The organism is Nitrospira sp. SG-bin1 (assembly GCA_002083365.1).
Lineage (GTDB): Bacteria > Nitrospirota > Nitrospiria > Nitrospirales > Nitrospiraceae > Nitrospira_D.
The window spans coordinates 331027-348429 of record LVWS01000033.1 but is presented as its reverse complement, the minus strand read 5'-3'; the positions used below and the strand labels follow the sequence as shown (position 1 = coordinate 348429).

At 57.3% G+C, this 17403-nt stretch carries 15 protein-coding genes; 7 read left to right on the top strand and 8 right to left on the bottom strand.

Annotation, left to right across the window (positions count from 1 at the left end; genetic code table 11):
* Positions 1-93: 93 nt before the first annotated feature.
* The 8 genes from A4E19_06110 to A4E19_06075 form a co-directional block, all read right to left on the bottom strand.
* Positions 94-1233 carry an acetyl-CoA acetyltransferase gene (locus A4E19_06110; protein ID OQW33190.1) on the bottom strand — a complete coding sequence of 380 codons (1140 nt, stop codon included), beginning with the start codon at positions 1231-1233 and terminating at the stop codon, positions 94-96.
* A gap of 80 nt (positions 1234-1313) precedes the next feature.
* Entirely contained in the window at positions 1314-2456 is a 1143-nt protein-coding gene (locus A4E19_06105) for a hypothetical protein (GenBank protein OQW32922.1), read from the bottom strand.
* Positions 2457-2541: 85 nt separating this feature from the next.
* Positions 2542-3540, bottom strand: a complete 999-nt coding sequence (locus A4E19_06100; GenBank protein OQW32921.1) for a pyruvate dehydrogenase — start codon at positions 3538-3540, stop codon at positions 2542-2544.
* Positions 3541-3577: 37 nt separating this feature from the next.
* Positions 3578-4576 (bottom strand): pyruvate dehydrogenase, encoded by a 999-nt coding sequence (locus tag A4E19_06095; GenBank protein ID OQW32920.1) that lies wholly within the window; start codon positions 4574-4576, stop codon positions 3578-3580.
* A gap of 21 nt (positions 4577-4597) precedes the next feature.
* Positions 4598-5350, bottom strand: a complete 753-nt coding sequence (locus tag A4E19_06090; GenBank protein ID OQW32919.1) for a hypothetical protein — start codon at positions 5348-5350, stop codon at positions 4598-4600.
* On the bottom strand, positions 5331-6344 hold the full coding sequence (locus A4E19_06085; protein ID OQW32918.1) for a hypothetical protein: 1014 nt from the start codon (positions 6342-6344) through the stop codon (positions 5331-5333). Before A4E19_06085 ends, A4E19_06090 begins: the two co-directional genes overlap by 20 nt.
* Entirely contained in the window at positions 6341-7447 is a 1107-nt protein-coding gene (locus A4E19_06080; GenBank protein ID OQW32917.1) for a DNA helicase RuvA, read from the bottom strand. Before A4E19_06080 ends, A4E19_06085 begins: the two co-directional genes overlap by 4 nt.
* Before the next feature lie 32 nt (positions 7448-7479).
* Positions 7480-8073: a hypothetical protein gene (locus tag A4E19_06075; GenBank protein ID OQW32916.1), complete on the bottom strand. Its 594-nt coding sequence runs from the start codon at positions 8071-8073 to the stop codon at positions 7480-7482.
* A gap of 250 nt (positions 8074-8323) precedes the next feature.
* Here A4E19_06075 and A4E19_06070 point away from each other — a divergent pair, with 250 nt between their 5' ends.
* From A4E19_06070 to A4E19_06040, 7 genes are all read left to right on the top strand, one after another.
* Positions 8324-9061 carry a hypothetical protein gene (locus A4E19_06070; protein OQW32915.1) on the top strand — a complete coding sequence of 246 codons (738 nt, stop codon included), beginning with the start codon at positions 8324-8326 and terminating at the stop codon, positions 9059-9061.
* A 45-nt stretch (positions 9062-9106) separates the two neighbouring features.
* Positions 9107-10825: a long-chain fatty acid--CoA ligase gene (locus A4E19_06065; protein ID OQW32914.1), complete on the top strand. Its 1719-nt coding sequence runs from the start codon at positions 9107-9109 to the stop codon at positions 10823-10825.
* 20 nt (positions 10826-10845) lie between these two features.
* Complete coding sequence (locus A4E19_06060) at positions 10846-12036, top strand: acetyl-CoA acetyltransferase (protein ID OQW33189.1); 1191 nt, start codon at positions 10846-10848, stop codon at positions 12034-12036.
* A 78-nt stretch (positions 12037-12114) separates the two neighbouring features.
* Complete coding sequence (locus A4E19_06055; protein OQW32913.1) at positions 12115-13338, top strand: hypothetical protein; 1224 nt, start codon at positions 12115-12117, stop codon at positions 13336-13338.
* Positions 13339-13393: 55 nt separating this feature from the next.
* Positions 13394-14173 (top strand): enoyl-CoA hydratase, encoded by a 780-nt coding sequence (locus A4E19_06050; protein ID OQW33188.1) that lies wholly within the window; start codon positions 13394-13396, stop codon positions 14171-14173.
* Between the two features lie 27 nt (positions 14174-14200).
* The gene (locus A4E19_06045; GenBank protein ID OQW32912.1) at positions 14201-15424 is read left to right on the top strand and encodes a hypothetical protein; all 1224 of its coding nucleotides are present in this window, start codon (positions 14201-14203) and stop codon (positions 15422-15424) included.
* A 6-nt stretch (positions 15425-15430) separates the two neighbouring features.
* Positions 15431-17377, top strand: a complete 1947-nt coding sequence (locus tag A4E19_06040; GenBank protein OQW32911.1) for a hypothetical protein — start codon at positions 15431-15433, stop codon at positions 17375-17377.
* The last annotated feature ends 26 nt before the right edge of the window (positions 17378-17403 follow it).

The following is a 17403-nucleotide window of genomic DNA, read 5'->3' as shown; positions in this document are numbered from 1 at the left end:
GGGACGAGCGAGACGTGGGCGAGAAGCGCGAGCCGCGACCGCTCGATGCCTTTCTTCTCGATTCCGCATTGCTCGCACGTCTCGCAATTCTCGCTATTCCCGCTCTACTATGATCGCCAACGCTTCTCCCCCGCCGATGCAAAGGCCGGCTAAGCCCCGTCTCGCCCCACGCGCGGCCATGGCATGAAGCAACGTCGTAAGGATGCGTGCTCCGGTTGCCCCGATAGGATGTCCGAGCGCGACCGCTCCACCGTTCACATTGACCCTCTTCTCGTCGAGTCCCAATTCCCTGTTGATCGCGAGGGACACGGCTGAAAACGCTTCGTTGATTTCGAACACATCGATGTCCCCAATCGTCAGGCCCGTTTTCTTGAGCACCCGTTTAATCGCGTCAATCGGCGCGATCGTAAACCATTCCGGTGCCAGCGCCGCTCCGGCGTAGCCGACAATACGCGCCATCGGGACAAGCCCGAGACGTGCCGCCTCCTCTTCCGCCATGACAACCAACGCCGCCGCACCATCATTACAGGAGGGGGAATTACCCACGGTCAGGACGCCGCCTTCCTGGAATACCGGCTTCAACTCACGCATCTTGCTGAGGTCGACTCGATTCGGCTCCTCGTCCTCCGTTATCGCCACTGCCGGACCTTTGCGTTGCGGTACCTCGACGGGCACAATTTCCTCCTTAAAGATTCCAGTCGCTATCGCCTCGCGCGCGCGCCGATAACTCTCGAATGCAAAGTCATCCAGTTCTTTTCTCGTCAATTGATACTTGGCCGCGCACAGTTCACCGCCGTTTCCCATGTGGAAATTATTGTAGACGTCCCACAACCCGTCCTTGACGAGACTGTCGACCAACTCCGCATGCCCTAACCGATAACCCTGTCGCGCTTTCTCCAGCAAATACGGCGCGCGGGTCATGTTTTCCATCCCACCCGCCACGACGACGCTCGCTTCTCCAAGTGCAATAGCTTGGGACGCCATGATCACCGTCTGGATGCTCGATCCACAGACCTTATTCACCGTCGTGGCACCGATCGAGTGTGGAATTCCGGCTCCGATCGAGGCCTGCCGCGCCGGCGCTTGTCCCAAACCGGCGCTGAGGACGCAACCCATATAGACTTGGTCCACCTGATCCGGCGACACGTGGACCCGCTTCAATGCTTCGGCGATAGCGAGACTACCCAATTTCGTCGCCGGCACCTGGCTAAACGCACCATTGAAACTTCCCATCGGCGTCCGCACGGCGCTCACGATTACGGCTCGTTTCCTCTCGTTCACAACTTTTTCCCTCCACTCCTTACTCACATTACTCACAAGATCTGCTCCCAATGGCTCTGTTCGAGATAGTGTTTGACCTTCCCCATGTATTGATCCGCCGTCGCCCCATCGATGACCCGATGGTCGAACGACAAGCTGAGGTAGCCCATCGGCCGAATGGCAATCGCATCGTCAATGACGACGGCTCGTTTCTGAATCGCGCCGAGGCCCAAAATCGCAATTTGCGGCTGATGGATGATCGGGGTGCTGAACAAGCTGCCGAACCCGCCATGGTTCGTGATCGTGAAGGTTCCGCCTTGTACTTCCTCTGGGCTCAATTTCTTGGACCTAGCCCGTTCCGCAAGGTCCGCGATTTCCTTCGCCAGCTGTGTCAGTCCTTTTCGATCGGCATATCGGATCACCGGCACCAAGAGTCCGTCCTCAAGGGCAGTGGCGATTCCGATATGAATGTCTTTTTTGACCACGATGCCTTGCTCGCCCCACGACGAGTTCACAATCGGGACATCTCGAATGGCTTTTGCAGTGGCACGGACGACAAACGGCAGATAAGTCAGGTTACGGCCTTCACGGAATTTGGCGATATGCGAGAAGTCAGCTTCGAAGAAGGTAGCGACATGGGCCGATGTCTGCTTGCTCTTGACCATTCGATCGGCGATGGTCTTGCGCATCTGCGTGAAGGGGAAAATTTCTTCGCCCATGGAAGGCTCACCAACTGCTGGAGGGACCTTGGCCTGAGTTCCGCTTTGCGCGATAAAGTCGAGGACATCCTTCTTGGTTACCCGGCCACCAACCCCGGTTCCCTTCACCTGCGCAAGATCGATTCCGTGCTCCCTCGCCAGCTGTCGAACAGCGGGAGAATGATGTTGCTCACCTCCTGAGGGTTGTTCCATAGGGCGAACAACGACCCCTCCAACCCGGTTAATGACTTCCGAAGGCGGCGCGCTCTCAATGCGTGCCAGCAGGGTGCCGACGGGAACCGTCTGACCCTCATGGACGATGATCTCATTCAACCGCCCCGTGGCGGGGGACGGAATTTCTAAGGTCACCTTTTCAGTTTCGACTTCCAAGAGCGACTCGTCCTTCTGAATCATCCCTCCGACGGGGACCAGCCACTTCACGACCGTCCCTTCGGCGATACTTTCTCCGAGCTGAGGCATGATGATGTCGGTCGCCATCTTGGGAACCTAGGTTAAGGACAAGGTTGAGGTTCAGCGTGATTGCAAGTCTTAGCTCAGCCTGAGCCTTAACCTCGTTTCCTTTCTAATAAGCCGCCAATCTCCGTGCCGCAGTAATAATGTCGCTCGTTTTCGGGAGAAAAAACTCTTCCAGCGGCGTGCTGAACGGCACCGGCGTATCCGGCGGCGCGATCCGCATAATCGGCCCGTCCAAACAGTCAAAACAGTCTTCCGCAAGTCGCGCAGCGATCTCGGCCCCGATGCCTCCGGTTTTGTTGTCCTCGTGCAGGAGAATGGCTTTGCTGGTTTTGCGGACGGACGCATAAATGGCTTCCTTATCGAACGGGATCAAGGTGCGTAAGTCGACCACTTCCAGATCGATCCCCTCGTCGGCCAATGTCTGTGCGGCTTCGAGCGCCAGATGGACCATCGCCCCGTAGGTAATGACCGAGATGTCGTTGCCAACCCGCTTCACGTCGGCTTTCCCGAGTGGGACGACGAACTCTTCTTTGGGCAAGACGGATTTAATGCGTCGGTAGAGAAATTTGTGCTCAAAGTAGATCACCGGATTGGGGTCGCGAATCGCCGCCTTGAGGAGCCCCTTGGCGTCGTATGGCGTGGACGGGGCGACCAACTTGAGTCCCGGGGAATGGAAGAACCAGCCTTCCGGACATTCAGAATGGAACGGCCCGCCATGCACGCCACCGCCGAACGGTGCGCGGATAACCATGGGCACCGCGGCTCCCCACCGGTAATGATTCTTGGCCGCCACCTCAGTAATCTGGTCGAAGGCGCAGGAGATAAAATCCGCGAACTGCATTTCCACGACCGGACGCAACCCCATGATGGCGGCGCCAATCGCCGCGCCGACAAACCCGGATTCGGCAAGCGGCGTATCGAGCACCCTCCACTCACCATATTTTTGGAGAAAGCCCTCGGTGATCTTGAAGGCGCCTCCGTAAGTACCGATATCTTCGCCCATCAAGAATACCCGCTCATCCCTGGCCATTTCCTCGTCCAAGGCTTGCGAAATCGCCTCCAGGTAAGTGACTTCCCGCTGTTCCTGCATCGTGTCTGTCGTCATGGGATCGCTCCCTTCCGAAGAAGCTCCGCGTCGTCAACTAATGGCTGCCGGCGCTCTCCGCATAGACTCCCTCCAACACTTCCGGCCCTTCAGGCAGAGGACTTTGCTCGGCAAATTCCAGACCGGCCTCGACTTCTTTCTTCACCCGTTCGGCTACTTCCTGGAAATACGACTCCTCGCCATAACCGAGTTGTTTGAGCTGCTGCTCGGCTTTCAGAATCGGATCTTTCTTCTTCCACTCCTCCAACAGCTCGCGCGGGACGTATTTGGCCGGGTCATGTTCGGAATGGCCGTGCATCCGCATCGTCTTGAATTCGAGAAAGGTTGGTCCATCTCCTGCACGGGCTCGCGCGATCGCTCGTTTTGCCGCAAGATAAACCGCGGCCACGTCGTTGCCGTCCACGATTTCACCGGGCATGCCATAGGCTCTTGCCCGATCGACGACGTTGGCGACCGCCATCTGCAAACGAAGCGGCGTCGAGTAAGCATATTGGTTGTTGTTGCAGAAGAAGACGACGGGGAGTTTCCGCACCGCCGCGAAGTTCATCGCTTCGTGGAAATCGCCCCTGCTGGATCCTCCATCACCGGTTCCCGTACAGACCACGCGAGATTCGCCTCGAATCTTGAATGCGAGAGCTGCTCCGGTTGCCACAGGCAGATTGTCGGCCAGATGACTGACGAATCCGAACACGCCCCGCTTGAGGTCTCCCATGTGGACATTCCCGTCTTTTCCTTTGGTCGGCCCGGTCTTCTTTCCAAGATACTGCGCGAGGATCTCGCCGGTTGTGAAGCCTCGAATGAGAAACGCGCCCATGTCCCGGTGAAAAGGAGCGATGATATCGTCACGTTCAAGGGCGGAGGCATACCCGACGGCAATCGCTTCCATGCCGTGGCTGGTGTAGACTCCGCCCACGATACGTCCCTGCCGGTAAAGCGCCGTGATCCTGTCCTCCAGCCCCCTGGTAAGTCGGAGGTAGTAGTACATCTGGCGCAGATCGTCTCGCTTGATCTCCTTGGCGATAACGGCAAGCTCCATGACAACCTCCACGTCGCCGCCCTACAAGGCCGGCATATCCTTCCATGACAATAAGGGTGTGTGTGCTCTGCACAGAGGACAGTGAACCGGCTCCCACTGCGGCATGTCGAGATCCGTGGTGTAGTAGAAGGGATATTGCGCGATCAACTCGCTCATGAATGGGAATTGGCCGCTGTCGCGGCGGGCAAAGACCATCATTCCCGCCAACTGACCTCCATGGTCCGTGACGACGGTGCCGAGTTTGCTCACACAGTTGCCGCGCGTGGTCACATCGTTGAGCGCCACAAATCGTTCACCGGCTTTGACGGCACCGACCGCGATGTCCGTTCCTATCCGCCCCGTCTCACAGCTGTACGGCGTCAACACCATGCTCAGTCCCATCGTGTCACGAAGCTCGGTCACGATCGCTTCAGCGAGCGGTTCCGCGGCCGAACTCGTCGCCACCAGTCCGGTTATTGGATGGTGTTGAAAGGTTTGCCTGATCCAGGCAGCCATATCTCGAGCTACCTTTCGGATCAGCTCCGGAAAACGCGCGATGGATTCGAACCGCAGATAGGTCGCCGTGTGATGTCCGGACACGACCTCCACATGGGTATCGAAGAAGATCGATCGAGAAACCCGCAGGATATGCAGAACCTCCTCTTCCGTCAGATTCGTATGCCGACCGGCGCGGATAACGGCCTTCAACTTTGCATCGATCGCCGGCCCTTCGTAGAGCATGCGATGCCGTTCCACCACCCCTGCGAGAACCTGCTCAACCGTGCTGACCGGCATCTTCACCCCCTTGCGCGGCGCTCACGACCTGAGTCCTGAGCACTCCGATCGGCTGGATTTCCAACTCCACCACATCACCCGGCTTCAGATAACGATCCATTTCCAAGCCACAGCCCCCTCCCACCGTTCCCGAACCGAACACATCTCCCGGATAAATAGTTTCACCTCGCGACACATGCGCGATCATCTGGGGAAAAGACCAGTGGATGCTCCCGAATCTCCCTCGCGACCACTCTTCTCCGTTGACTCTCGCGATCATCGTCAATGCACCGAGGTCAGCAATCTCATCGGGGGTCACGAGACAGGGACCCAGTGCCGTCGCGAAGTCCTTGCCCTTCGCCGGACCGAGCCGGCAGGCCATTTCCTGGAATTGGATGTCGCGTGCGCTGAAGTCGTTCATGATCGTATAGCCGGCGATGTAGTCCACTGCCTCCCGTTCTGAAACATCTTTTCCCTGGCACCCGATCACACAGGCGAGCTCCAGCTCATAGTCCAGCTTCGTCGTGTCGAGCGGCCATGGTAGGGCCTCATCCGGTCCAATAATTGTGCGATGGTTCCCTTTGTAATAAACGGGAGCCTTGTACCATTCCGGTGGAATCGGTTGTCCCCGCTTCTTCGAAGTCGCGGCGATGTGATCTTCAAACGCAATGAAATCCCGGAGCGACGGTGGATTGGGAAGGGGAGCGGCCAGTTGAACATCGGCGGCCGAATACAGGATCGTCTCACCGGAGGGTCCTTTCACTGAAGCGGGAAGCGCGGTCACGTAGTCTTTCGCGCGGCGTGCGGCTGCTATCGTGGAAGACCCTCCTTCGAGAAATTCCAACATGGTGGGCGGAACCTGTGCACCGGCTAAGCGATACGGTTGGGCTTCCTGTTGGTCCGCCAACCAGCGCGCATAGGCCATGTTCAAATCCACGATCTGTTGCCGATGTATCGCACCCACCCTTGTGAAGGTCCCTACAGGAGTTTTGACTCGAAAACTGACGAGTTTCATGGGCGGCTCCAACTCAATGCATAGTCCTTGATCTCCACCGCGTCCATCTCCGGTTGCACCGTGAAGGGAGCTTTGGACTCGACCATTACCGCCACTTCGCTGGTGTGAGTCTTCGTTTTGCCGGCCTGGACCGCTTGTGGTTGCGGTCCATGGTGAATTCCCTGTGGATGCAACGTGAGCATCCCCGGCTGAATCCCCGCGCGGCTGAAGAATTCGCCATCATGATAGAACAGGACTTCATCGTAGTCGGTATTTCGATGGTAAAAGGGGACACGCAACGCCTCCGGATCGCTTTCCAAGGGCCTCGGCACAAACGTGGAGATCAAGCATCCGCCGGCTTGAAACGTTTGATGAACGCTCGGCGGCAGATGATAGCGGGGACTGACGACCGGCCGAAAATCCCGCACATTGAGCTTCGCGACCCAAAGGTCCCCTTTCCACCCGACGACATCCATGGGATAGAAGGGATAGACGACCCGCGTCCAGTCGCCCTGGCGCTTGATGTGGACTTCCCACGCTCGACCATTTGCTTCCACCGGCTCCATTGTTTCCAGATCGGGAGCGACCAGGACGCCTTTATCGAACAGCGCATGTTGCCCTAGCGCTCCTCGCTCCGGCACTACTAATGGAACCGGAGTCTCGACGATGAGGAAAAAAGAGGGCGCTCCATCGCCGTGAGTGCGATAGGTTGTACCCTTGGGGATCACTACATAATCGCCTGCCTCGTAAGACAGAACGCCATAATCGGTCTCAAATAGACCTCGGCCCTGATGGACAAAAAAAACCTCATCCCCATCCGCGTTACGCACGAAATAGGGCATCGTCTCTCGTCGCCGGGAGATGTAGAGACTGACATCCTGGCTTTGCATCATCAGTACTGATCGTGTGGTGAAGGATAATGCGGACTCGGGAAGCTGCGCGCAAGCAAAGGCTCGCGGCTTCAGCTTTCCCTCGATGCTGATCCATGCTGTCGGAGGATGAGTGCGGTAAAGATGGGACACCGACCCCGCAAAACCGTTTCGTCCATGTTCTTCTTCATACAGCCCTTCGGGAATGCCGACATGGGCTTGGTTGGGAACTTTTCCTCTCCTTGTGAGATACATGGCTCGCTCCCAAGAAAGAGTGGACCGCCTGGTTAGGATGCCTTTTTCAGCGGCTTTTTCTGTTTGTGTTCGGACATCGAAGACGAGTCGTAATCGATGATGGTCTTCTCAACCCCGGACACTTGGTCTCGTTCGATATCCTTGTACAGTGACTCCACCGTGCTTCTGACAAACGTCCTCGCCGCTTCTTCACCGTGCTGCCGTTGGGTCAATTCGATGAACAGTCCGCTGTGCGGGAAAAGAGGATAGGTGAAGCGTTGTTTGAGGGGTCCGAACCCGTCTCTCCCTTCTTTCACCGGTCCACTGAACTTCACACCATGTCCCTCCCACTCTCGACATACCGTGTCGATATCGTCGACTTCGAGGGCGACATGTTGAACTCCCTGCCCGTACTTTTCGATAAATTCGTTGATTTGGGACTTCCCCGTCTTGTCTCGACCCTGCATGAGGGCGATCTTGGCGGTTCCACGTTGTACGACGACGGTATCCATCGATGAGGTGCTGCTTCCCACATCTTTCGCTGACCAGATCACCTCAAAACCTAAGATTTTGGCGAACAAGAATTCTGCCGCTTCAAGATTGTCGACACAGAGGGTGACGTGATCAAAGCCGATGGTCTGTTTCATGGTGCCTCCACATCGCCCTATTCTTGTTACAAGACCCCTTGCGATTATTTGTGCTATCACATGATAAGATATTACTATCATACAAGGGCCAATACAAGATATTCTGACGAGAAAGTTTTATCCGCTAGAGATCAATTCGCACATCTATGAGCATACATATTAATGATCTCCCGCCTATTGCCATGGTGATATAAAAGCTATATCATGTACCTATTCGACATCTCCATCGCAAAGATATCCGGAGGTGCCCATGACGTTTCACCAAGAAATGAGACGACTGGTGCTCGAGCATGGTGCCGTCAATAACCCTTACTTGGATCGCTTCCGAGCAGGGAAACTCACCGATTCAGACCTCAAGGAGTTCGCATTCGAGTTCTACAATTTTTCCCGTTTTTTCCCTAAAATCCTGGTGTCTCAGCTTGTCAATACCGAAGACGAGCGGGTGGCCGATGAACTGACCAAGGTCCTGTACTCTGAATTGGGCGACGGACAAACCAGCCGGCGGCACGAACTCCTCTATCGAAACTTTTTACGATCCGTAGGCATCGACATCCATGAAGCCATGGCTCGACCGATGCTCGCTTCGACCCGCGCCTATATAGATGGGATGGAACGACTCTACAGCGACGCCAATCACGCCAAAGCGTTGGGAGCTTCCTTTGGACTCGAGAACATGGCCATCACGATGTGGGATCATTTGATTCCAGGTCTCACCCACCTGAAGCTCACGCGCTATCCCCAAATGGACCTCGCCTATTTCACGTTTCACCGGCAGCTTGAGGGCACTCACGAGGAGGCCATGGAACAGGCGGTCGCGGCTGTACAAGGAACGGATGAGATCGGGATGTCCGAACAGGACGAAGCTGATTTTCGTTCCGGCGTCAACGCGGTGCTCAGCTATCTGGAAGGATTTTGGGTGGGCTTGGATCAACGGAAGACGAGCGCTGATAACACATGGACTGGCTTAGCTCGGCGGCGTGCGAGTTAGCGCCTTGAGTGATATGGCTGGCGGGATAGTGGGCTGGAGGATCATATGCCGAAGACCTGGATCAGCAGATATGATTCCGGGGTGTCCTCAAGCTTCAACTATCCGGAATGGACTGTACCGGATCTCTTGCGACACTCAGCGGACCGTTTCCCGGACTCCCCTGCACTGCTGTTTTATGGCACATGCATTTCGTATAGAGAGCTCGACGATCTCACGACCCGATTTGCGCGTGGGCTGCGTCACCTCGGCGTCAGTCAAGGCGATCGGGTCGCCATCATGCTCCCTAATATCCCGCAGGCGGTTATAGCCTATTACGGAATTTTGAAAGCCGGCGCCGTCGTGGTACCCACCAATCCGCTCTACGTCGAACGAGAAATTCAGACGCAGCTGACCGATGCAGGGGGGAAGACGATGGTGGTCCTTGATCTACTCTATTCTCGCGTCCGGGCTGTGAAGGAGGCCACGACGCTCCCCGAGCGGATTATCGTCACCGGCGTTCAGGACTATCTTCCTTTCTTCAAGAAGCTTTTCTATCCCATCAAAGCTTGGTTCGCCAAACGTTGGGTTTCCGTCGAGAAAGCCCCGTGCGTGTATGATTTCCTCGGGCTCCTGCACATCGACTCAACGGTAAATAGTACGGATCATTTCGCGGATTTGCCTCTCGTGCGACCGATCGACCTCGCACAACTGCAATACACCGGTGGGACGACGGGCACGCCAAAAGGCGTGATGCTGACGCACCATAATGTGGTCGTCAATACACTGCAGGGGCGATACTGGTCCCCGGATTTTCGTGAGGGGCAGGAAATCTTTCTGGGCGCGATTCCATTTTTCCATTGCTACGGTCTGGCCACCTGTCAGAACCTCGCCATCGCGACAGGCTGTCCAATAGTCCTCCTCCCGCGGTTCCATGCGGACGAGGTCATCAAGGTCATCCATGCCCATCGCATTACCATGTTCTCTGGCGTGCCCATGATGTATTCGATGATCGTCGAACATCCTGATGTCAGCCGCTATGACTTACGCTCATTGCGCGTGTGTTTGAGCGGAGCAAGCCCCCTTCCTGCAGATGTTCAAGGGCGGTTCGAAAACCTCACCGGTGCAAGGATTTCAGAAGGCTACGGCCTGACCGAAGCTGGTCCTACGACCCACTGTAATCCACTCCTAGGGGAACACCCGCCGAGCTCGATGGGCCTTCCATTCCCCGACACCGAGGCACGAGTGGTGGACCCGGACACCGGACTGGAAGAGGTACCGGAAGGAGAAACAGGCGAATTGATCGTGCGAGGACCTCAAATCATGCTGGGATACTGGAACAAGGAAGACGAAACGCGCGCCGTGCTGCGCGATGGGTGGCTGTACACCGGCGACCTCGTTCGCCGTGACGATCGCGGATACTTTTATTTTGTCGACCGCAAGAAGGACATCATCAAGTCACGTGGAGAAACAGTATATCCGCGCGAGATCGAAGAAGTCCTGCGTCAACATCCGGCGGTGTCCGACGCCGCCGTGGTTGGAGTGGCGGACCACGACTACGGTGAGATCATCAAAGCCTACGTCGTGGCAAAACCGGAATCGCATGTCACTGAGGAAACATTGATCACCCACTGCGCCGGATTACTGGCGCGATACAAGATTCCGTCGTCTATTGAATTCCGTCATGAACTGCCTCGAACGGTCATTGGCAAGGTGCTGCGTAGGGCGATGCGCGCCGAAGCGGCTCACGCGAATGCTGAGGAACAGCTTCAACGGCAGGCGGTGTGAACGTTCGTATGGAGGACCTTGTGAGAGACCTCGTAATCGTAGCCGGTGTACGGACACCGATCGGCAACTTCGGCGGCGCGTTGAAGGACGTTCCCCCTGAGCGACTCGGGGAACTGGTCGTTCGGGAAGTCATTTCCCGGAGCGGATTTGATCCCAGGCTGATCGAGGAGGTCATCTTCGGTTGCGTCGGACAGCCGAGTGATGCGTTGAACATCGCCCGCGTTATTGCCCTCCAAGCTGGTCTCCCCATTACGACACCGGCGTACACCGTGCAGCGCAACTGCTCCTCGGGACTCCAGCCGTTCGTGAACGCGTTCCAGAACCTTCAAAGTCACGATGCGGACGTGCAGATCGTGGGCGGCGTTGAAAGCATGAGCCGCGCTCCGTTCATCTCTCGCGACATGCGATGGGGCAAGAAGCTTCGACATGCTGAGTTTATCGACAGTATATGGGAAGGATTGACCGACCCCGTTTGCGGCCAGCTTATGGGACGGACAGCGGAAACCTTGGCTGAGGAGCTAGGGATCAGTCGGGAAGAACAGGACCGGTTTGCAGTCGAGAGCCATCACCGTGCCTTCAAAGCGGTTCGCGAGGGTCGGCTGAAAGAGGAAATTCATTCCGTCACGGTATCCAAATCAGTTGGAGGCCGGGCGGTTGCCCCGCTCGTGGTCACGAAAGACGAAGGCCCCAATGTCGCTCTCACCGAACCGCAACTGGCTCTCTACCCACCTCTCTTCAAGGAGGGAGGAACCGTCACAGCGGGGAACAGTTGCCCGCTCAACGATGGGGCAGCGGCAGCACTCGTCATGTCCGCTGAGCGTGCGCGAGACCTCAGCCTGCGGCCGCTCGGCCGTATCCGAAGTTATGCTTTTGTAGGAGTCGATCCGGCGCATATGGGCATCGGACCGGTGCAGGCGCTACCGGCAGCGCTTAAACGGGCTGGTATCCAGCAGGCAGATCTTGGTCTGATCGAGGTGAACGAAGCGTTCGCCGCTCAGTACTTGGCCGTCGAGCGGCAGTTGGGTCTCAAACGCGAGATCGTCAACGTCAACGGCGGTGCCATCGCGTTGGGCCATCCGGTCGGAATGACCGGCACGCGGCTCGTCATCACGATGCTCTGTGAAATGCGCCGGCGCAGCGTGGCACTAGGTGCCGTGACGATGTGCGTAGGCGGCGGGCAAGGCGCAGCGATGGTCTTGGAGCAGTTGTAAAACGGCCTCGGCATTCGATTCCCAACCGATGACTCGATGCCGAAGCCTGAGGAACCAACAGGCGGACCGGAGCAAGCTATGTACATCTATAAAGTCGGCGTCGTCGGGGCCGGCACCATGGGCGCGCAAATTGCGGAAGTGGTGAGTTACGCCGGGGTGCCGGTCGTTCTGGCCGATGTGAACCCCACTTTGGCGCAACGGGGTATCGATGCCGTGCGGGCGATCTATCAGGCTCGGGTGGACAAGGGCAAGATGAGCTCGGAGCAATTGGAAGAGAAAATGTTGCTCGTCATCTCATCGTCCGGCCTGGTAGGGCTCAAGGATGTCGATCTGGTGATCGAAGCGGTTTCGGAAGACATGAAACTCAAGGAACTGGTGTTCCGCGAGTTGGACCAGGTCTGCCCGCGTGGCGCGATCTTGGCAAGCAACACGTCGGCACTGTCTATTTCTGGACTTGGCGCCACGACGAAACGCTCGGACAAGGTACTCGGTCTCCATTTCTTCAATCCGGCTTATGTCATGCGGCTCGTCGAGGTCGTGCCGGGGTTGGCCACCTCCCCGCAAACCGTCGAGGATGTAGTGAGCTTCGTAGAAGGCGTCGGGAAACTGCCGGTTGTCGTGAAGGAGTGTGCCGGATTCCTGGTTAATCGCGTGTTGATGGCTTATGAGAACGAGGCCGTTCGTGCCTTGCAAGAAGGAGCCGCCACGCGACAAGAAATCGATCAGGACATGGTGGCCTTCGGCATGCCGGTTGGTCCCCTCGCTCTGCTCGATGCGGTGGGTCTTGACATCTCATTCGAGGTCGCACGCATCTTGTACCGCAGTTACGGACCTCGCATGACGCCGGCTCCCCTCCTTGAATCCATGCTGAAGGCTGGCCGCCTCGGAGTCAAATCGGGACGTGGCTTCTACGACTATGTCAGCGGAGAGGAAGGCGGTCGCGACCAGGGGATGGAACACCTTCTCCGCGAAGCCCGGCAACGTGGCGAAGGCGGCATGACTCGATGGAGCCGGTCTCGATTGCTACTGGCCATGACCAATGAGGCCGTCATGGCGCTCCAAGAAGGGGTCGCTTCCGCAGCGAACATCGATCTGGCGATGATGGCCGGGATTGGTTATCCCAAGGAAAAGGAAGGTCCGCTGCATTTCGCAGATCGGCTGGGCATTGATCAGGTTCTGCACGAGCTTGAGGATTTCACCGAGACGTTGGGTCCACGCTTTTGGCCCGCGCCGATGTTGCGGAGAATGGTGGATGCCGGATTCACGGGGCAGATGGCCGGACGGGGATTCTTCACATACTGAACGTCGCCGGATCGGCTTCCGAAACGAGCGATGAAGGAGACACGTCATGACCACGATGACGGGAGCTACGCACAGTTGCAAGATTGAAGAAGGCGTTGCCCTCGTGACCCTCAATCACCCACCGGTCAACGCCCTCACACCCGAACTGCTGACTGAGCTGGCCGGCACATTCGACTCGCTCGCCACGGATGATGCCGTGAAGGCTGTGGTGCTCACCGGTGCCGGTCGATTTTTTATCGCTGGAGCGGACATCCGAGTGCTGGCCTCCATTCCGTCGTCAGTTGCGGGCGAAGCGATGGCCCGCCAGGGGCAGATGTTGTTGAACAAGATTGAGGCACTCGAAAAACCGGTCATTGCGGCGATCAACGGCGCTTGTTTGGGAGGAGGTTTGGAATTGGCGATGTGCTGTCACATCCGCCTGGCAGCAGAAGGCGCCAAACTTGGCCAGCCGGAAATCAACCTGGGCATCATGCCGGGTTTCGGGGGTACTCAACGCCTTTCTCGGCTGATCGGCCAATCCAAGGCCATGGAATTGATCCTGACAGGAGAACCGGTCTCAGCTCGTGAAGCCATGCATCTAGGGTTAGTGTCCCAGGTGGTGGCCGTTGATGACCTGCTGCGACAAGCGCAAGGACTGGCGCGCACCTTGGCCATGAAAAGCCAGGTGGCGCTCCGTGCGTCGCTTCGGGCGATCCGTCGGGGCGGAGAGCTGCCGCTTTTCGAAGGCCTCGCCGTGGAAGCCCGTCTGTTCGGCGAATTGTGCGATACCGAAGATCGGAAAGAAGGAACGGCGGCCTTCTTGGAGAAACGGCAGCCTCGGTTCAAGAACCGTTAGTCTCCAAGAAGACAGCGGGGAGATATTATGCAGGCCCGACGTCCGACCAAATTGGCCTTGGCGCTGGCAGGAGGCGGCTTCACGGGCTATCTCTTTGAAGTCGGCGCCTTGACATCGTTGGATGATCTCCTCGGTGAGTCGTGTACCACCAACGATTTCGACATGTATGTCGGCGTGAGCGCGGGGTCGGCAGTCGCTGCCTTGCTTGCACAAGGAGTGAAACCGGAAGAGATACTCGAAACCAATCTCTCCGGAAAGCGTCCCTACTACTTCGACCACCGAGACATCTTCCGACCCGCGATCGGAGAAGGGGTGAAGACGATCTGGCGGGTGATCCAGCAACTGATCCCGTTGTTGAGGCTGTATGTGCGCAACTATGAGGAGATGACGTTCATCGACCTGCTGGACAAGGCTCAGGACGCATTGCCCAGCGGCATTTACCGATTGGAGCCCTTTGCCAGATACCTCGAAAAAACGTTCGCGGCCAAGGGGCTTGGGCTTCGGTTTACAGACCTTCACAAGGACCTCTATATCCCGGCCATTGATTTGGAATCCGGGGAAAGCGTCATCTTCGGAGAGGAAGGTTGGCGCGATGTTTCGATCGCCCAGGCGGTAACGGCGTCCTCCGCCGCACCGATCTATTTCTGCCCCGTGCACATCCAGGGTCGCGATTATATCGATGCCGGCATCGGGCGACCCGCGTTCTTCGACCTGGCCATCGCCAAACAGGTGGATCTCATGGTCATGATCAATCCGATGGTTCGTATTCCCCTGCCCAGTTCGTCATGGCAAGCCTCGACTCCCACGAAGCGCCCCTGTCGCCTGCGGGACAAGGGATTCTTGACGATCGGCGAGCAGGCCGGCCGTATCAATCTCGATGCCCGTATTTCGCAGGCCCTGACCATGTTCCGACAGGACTATCCCGGCAAGGAACTGCTTATGATCACACCGGGTCCCCACGATGCGCTCCTGTTTGAGCGGAGTTTTCTGAGCTATCAAGACAGAGTACACCTCCTGCGAGCCGGATATCAGTCAGTCGTGACATTGGTGTGTAACGCATACAAAAATCTTCAAACGCAGTTCGCTCGCCATGGGATCACTCTTGAACGAACCAGATTTGACGACCGTGCAGCATCACGCATGGCACAACTTGATCAGCTGATGACGGTTTCCACTCCTCCCCCGCGACGGGACAACGATGCGGCAATCGGACTAGGTCCTTCTCGTGCCGCCTTGCATGAAGCAAAGTAGGATGCGATGGCAAAGTCGGATAAGAAGCCGTTCATTCAAGGATCACTCGCCGTGGCAGAAGCCTCACGGGATCAGACTCCCTATTCGGGATTTCTGGCCGGCCTGTTCGAGGGAGTCGTACGCCGCGATCTCTACCGATCACAGCCGATCCCGCCAGTAAGCGACACTGCGAAGGACTTCCTTGAACACTTGCGCCTTCTGCTGATCGCGAAAGTGGACCCGGAGCACATTGACCGAGAGGGAGAACTCGGCGAGGATGTGTTGGCGGCGCTCAAGGACATCGGCGCCTTCGGCCTGAAAATTCCAACAATCTATGGAGGACTCGGCTTTACCCAGTCGGAGTATCACCGTGTGGCGACCTTGCTCGGGAGCCATGACGCCGCAACCACGGTGCTGATTTCAGCGCACAACTCGATCGGCGTCGGGGAACCGGTCAAGCTCATCGGGAACCGCGAGCAACAACAACGATTGTTGCCGCGCCTTGCGCGTGGCGACATTTCCGGCTTTGCGCTCACGGAAAAGGGAGCCGGCTGCGACATATGGGATCTAAGAAGCTATGCCATCCCCGTACGCAAGGACGGTGTCCTGGTGGGTTATCGACTGACCGGAGAAAAATTGTATACGACGAATGCGCCCAGACGAAACAATGAGTTTTTGGCGTCGCTCCTGGTGGTCATGGCTCAAATCGTAAACGCCCCCGATGATGTGATTCGCCCTAAGTCGGAACGCCGGTTCGGGGCCTTCGTCGTCGATACCCAGACACCCGGATGCCACTGCACCAGGCTCCAGTATATGGGTGTGCGCGGCATCTACAACGGCGCAGTCCGGTTTGACAATGTCTTTGTTCCGGTGGCCGACCGGTTAGGAGAAGAGGGGGAGGGGTTGCGGCGGGCATTGGAAAGTTTGACCGTAGGCCGGCTTACCTTGCCCGCCGCATGCTTGGGAAGTATGAAGCAATGCCTGTGGCTGGCCCGAAGCCGGGCGCAACAGCGCGTGCAGTATGACCGACCGATCGGTGAGCATACGGACATCGGGGCCAAGATTGTGCGCATGGCAGCACGGGTCTTTGCGTTGGAATCGTTGGTGACGGTGACCGGAGCCTGGGCCGACGCCAAAGTCGATGTGAGGCTTGAGTCAGCCGCCGCCAAAATCCTTGCGACCGAATGGCTGCTCGAATCGGTGCTCGATCTTTTCCGCATCTATGGCGGACGCGGGTTTGAAACATCGGAATCGCTCCGGCTTCATGGGGACCTGCCTGCACCGATCGAGCGCATGGTTCGCGACTCACTGATTAATGTTATTTGGGAAGGGACGAACGGTATCCTGACCCTCTGGATCGGACGTGAAGGATTGGCGGAGTACGTCTCACAAGGTAGAGCCTTCTTGGAATTCCAGATCAGCGGGATGGTCCAGGCTCTGCCGTTCTTCGCCAAAGTCGCAAGCCGCTCCCTCAATCGCTTGCCTCCGATCGGAGAATGGCCGGCCTCTGCCGCATCCGAATCGGCGTGGGAAAGGTTTGTCACGAAGAAGTCCCGAGAACTCGCGCAGAAGTCGCTGTGGGCCGCAGCCCGTCATCGTCAAGGCCTTGCACGTAAGCAACTCTTGATGACGCGCCTGGTCAAAGCCGGAATGCAACTCTTTGCGATGGAATCGCTATTGTGGTACGCATCGCGACAGCAGCCCTCCCGGAATGATCAGTTGGCCGACGGGCTGGTACAGCACTTCTGTTCACAAGTTGAAGATGAGTTCAATCCGAAGCCCTTGCTCTCTTTTAGACCATCGTTACAGCAGGACGACTCGCGCGTGTTCCGTTTGGCGCAGGATATTCTCGCCGGTAAGGCAGAGTGGTTGGAAGACGGAATCTTGGCCTGGCACCCGGCCGGACACAGTCAGGACGACCAGCTCGGGTCCACGACGAGAGAACAGTTGGCCGGATTTCGCATGCAGCACTGAACGAGAGAAGTTGGAACGGCGTTTCA

What these genes read in the sequence shown, in the direction of transcription:
- A4E19_06110 (OQW33190.1), bottom strand. Translation starts at nt 1,233, where the DNA reads ATGGGAAGTTTCAATGGTGCGTTTAGCCAGGTGCCGGCGACGAAATTG.
- A4E19_06105 (OQW32922.1), bottom strand. Translation starts at nt 2,456, where the DNA reads ATGGCGACCGACATCATCATGCCTCAGCTCGGAGAAAGTATCGCCGAA.
- A4E19_06100 (OQW32921.1), bottom strand. Translation starts at nt 3,540, where the DNA reads ATGACGACAGACACGATGCAGGAACAGCGGGAAGTCACTTACCTGGAG.
- A4E19_06095 (OQW32920.1), bottom strand. Translation starts at nt 4,576, where the DNA reads ATGGAGCTTGCCGTTATCGCCAAGGAGATCAAGCGAGACGATCTGCGC.
- A4E19_06090 (OQW32919.1), bottom strand. Translation starts at nt 5,350, where the DNA reads ATGCCGGTCAGCACGGTTGAGCAGGTTCTCGCAGGGGTGGTGGAACGG.
- A4E19_06085 (OQW32918.1), bottom strand. Translation starts at nt 6,344, where the DNA reads ATGAAACTCGTCAGTTTTCGAGTCAAAACTCCTGTAGGGACCTTCACA.
- A4E19_06080 (OQW32917.1), bottom strand. Translation starts at nt 7,447, where the DNA reads ATGTATCTCACAAGGAGAGGAAAAGTTCCCAACCAAGCCCATGTCGGC.
- A4E19_06075 (OQW32916.1), bottom strand. Translation starts at nt 8,073, where the DNA reads ATGAAACAGACCATCGGCTTTGATCACGTCACCCTCTGTGTCGACAAT.
- A4E19_06070 (OQW32915.1), top strand. Translation starts at nt 8,324, where the DNA reads ATGACGTTTCACCAAGAAATGAGACGACTGGTGCTCGAGCATGGTGCC.
- A4E19_06065 (OQW32914.1), top strand. Translation starts at nt 9,107, where the DNA reads ATGCCGAAGACCTGGATCAGCAGATATGATTCCGGGGTGTCCTCAAGC.
- A4E19_06055 (OQW32913.1), top strand. Translation starts at nt 12,115, where the DNA reads ATGTACATCTATAAAGTCGGCGTCGTCGGGGCCGGCACCATGGGCGCG.
- A4E19_06050 (OQW33188.1), top strand. Translation starts at nt 13,394, where the DNA reads ATGACGGGAGCTACGCACAGTTGCAAGATTGAAGAAGGCGTTGCCCTC.
- A4E19_06045 (OQW32912.1), top strand. Translation starts at nt 14,201, where the DNA reads ATGCAGGCCCGACGTCCGACCAAATTGGCCTTGGCGCTGGCAGGAGGC.
- A4E19_06040 (OQW32911.1), top strand. Translation starts at nt 15,431, where the DNA reads ATGGCAAAGTCGGATAAGAAGCCGTTCATTCAAGGATCACTCGCCGTG.